Consider the following 2,426-nt stretch of genomic DNA (forward strand, 5'->3'; position numbering starts at 1 on the left):
ACCGCCTTATCGGCGAAACCACCGTCCACAACGGCCAAAGCGCCACCGTAGGCTACCAGTACGACCCGTTGGGCAACCGCATCCGCACCATCCTGCCCGACGGCCGCCATATCGATTACCTGTACTACGGCAGCGGACACCTGCACCAAATCAGCCTGGACGGCGAAGTCGTCAGCGACATCGAGCGCGACAAACTGCACCGAGAAATCCAAAGGACACAGGGCAGCATCAGTAGCCTGTACGACTACGACCCCATGGGTCGTCTGAAAAGCCAGCGTACCGTTTGGAGCGGCACACAAACGCTTCACGGCAAACAAAACCCGCTGGCCGGCGGCGTCGTGAACCGCCGCTACGCCTACGACAAAGCCGGCAACCTCATTCAAAGCGCCGATCAAAGAAGCGGCGTCCTCAATTACGTCTACGACAAAATCGGACGCATTCAAGAAGCCCGCAACAGCCAAACCGGCCGCAGCGAAACCTTCGCCTTCGACCCCGCCCACAACATCCTCGACATCCCGACATCTACCCCCTCTCCCGCGGGAGAGGGTCGTGGAGAGGGCAAAACGACCGCTCCGATTTCAGACGACACCAAAACTCAAGGTCGTCTGAAATCACCTGCCAACCCCAACCTTACCGCCGGCAACCGCCTCAAAGAATACAACGGCATCGAATACACCTACGATGCATTGGGCAACCTGATCTACCGCCAGCTGCCTAATGGCGAAAACCAATATTACCAATACGATTTAGAAAACCAACTCGTCCGCGCCGAAATCAAAAAGCCCGCCGGCAATACCGAGATCTGGACCTACGCCTACGACCCGTTCGGCAGACGCCTCTCCAAAGAACGCCAAGACAAACTCGCCTGGACGAGTACCGAACCGAAACGCACCCACTTCGTCTGGGACGGCAGCCGCCTGTTGCAGGAGTACACCTACAAAGGCTGCTACACCTATATCTACACCGACCAAGACAGCTACGAACCCTTAGCCCAAGTCTTTGACAACGCCAAAGACGGCAAGCAATACCTCGCCTATTTCCACACCGACCAAGTCGGCATCCCGCGCGAGATGACCGACATCCACGGCAATCTTTTGTGGTACGGCGAATACACCGCCTGGGGTCGTCTGAAAAAGGATGAGCGGGTTTACAAGAACGCGCATCAGCCGTTCAGATTGCAGAACCAGTATTATGATGAAGAGACCGGGTTGCATTACAACCTGATGAGGTATTACGAGCCTGAGGCGGGGAGGTTTGTGAATCAGGACCCGATTGGGTTGTTGGGTGGGGAGAATCTGTATCAGTTTGCTCCGAATGCGCAGGAATGGCTTGATGTTTGGGGACTGTGCCCGGCCAACAAAAATAAACCAAATAAACCTAAACCGCTGTTAAAGAATTTATTCAAACGTTGGAAAAGAGGCGAGCGTATTGATAAACCATTACCTAACGGTGATATGCCATCTTGGGATGTTGTTAGGTCAAGATACTGGAAAAATAGGTATTTAGCCTCGAAAGGTACAGGAGAATTTTCTCCTGCAAATATGAGTAGAATGAAAAGAGGACGTGCTCCTTTAGATGCAAATGGAAATCCCATGGAGTTGCATCATCATGTGCCACAACGCTTAGGTCATGCAGATAGGCATAGTCCTTTTAATTTGAGAGAAGTAACTAGAGAACAACATGCAGCGCTTGACCCTTATAGGAATCTAGGAAATTAGCTATGAAAGCAATAGAAATTTTAAAGAATTTTGTGGAAGAAAAATTATCAACTGAAGAATTGGAAATGGCGTTGTCTTCCAATCAAGAATTAATTTCCCTGTTGGAAAATACTAAAGCTAAACCTTATATGAATAGTAATTCCACTTATGAATATTTAATTAGTCAGGATTTGACATCTCTTGATGCAAAGTTAAACTTGATGGATATTTTCAGGGAAATTTTAGATTACAAACATATACCGTACTCTTCAAATTCAACGACAGAAAAAAAATTCGATTTGATTTTGGAGGCTATTCCTAACTGGATACCAGCTGATATGGGTTATTTAAATTTCTTGTATGATAAGTACAAACCTAAGACGGTGACCACTTTTAAAAAGATTATTAAGGAACATTTTATTTGCATGGATAAACATCCCAAATGGTTACAGGAGCCTGGTTGGCCTATCATTGATAATATTCCCGCAATGTTTCTAGGGCAGTTAGATATATCGAAGTTGAAGCATGATACTACTTATTTGTACATTTTTTGGGATAAAAAAACAGACAGATATATAGAATTAATACAGTCTCTATAAATGAGCAAGCTGTAGCCAATGAAACCTACAATTCCGATGTAGAGTGCGAACGGAACGCACGCACGCGGTTTCTGTTTTTCAGACGACTTCAATACTTTCTTTGAGGTCGTCTGAACCATTTGTTCTTTAA

2 protein-coding genes are annotated in these 2,426 nt (G+C 46.9%); both read left to right on the top strand.

Going from position 1 to position 2,426, the window contains the following annotated elements:
* Positions 1 to 1,718, top strand: a 1,718-nt coding sequence (locus HMPREF2871_RS09280; RefSeq protein ID WP_210397487.1) for an RHS repeat-associated core domain-containing protein, incomplete at its 5' end; no start/stop codon positions are given.
* A 2-nt stretch (positions 1,719 to 1,720) separates the two neighbouring features.
* Complete coding sequence (locus tag HMPREF2871_RS09285) at positions 1,721 to 2,296, top strand: hypothetical protein (RefSeq protein ID WP_049344845.1); 576 nt, start codon at positions 1,721 to 1,723, stop codon at positions 2,294 to 2,296.
* Positions 2,297 to 2,426: the final 130 nt, after the last annotated feature.

It is taken from the genome of Neisseria sp. HMSC067G12 (assembly GCF_001812725.1).
GTDB classification, from domain to species: Bacteria; Pseudomonadota; Gammaproteobacteria; order Burkholderiales; family Neisseriaceae; genus Neisseria; species Neisseria perflava.

Coding starts and splice junctions, on each gene's coding strand:
- HMPREF2871_RS09285 (WP_049344845.1), top strand. CDS start 1,721: ATGAAAGCAATAGAAATTTTAAAGAATTTTGTGGAAGAAAAATTATCA.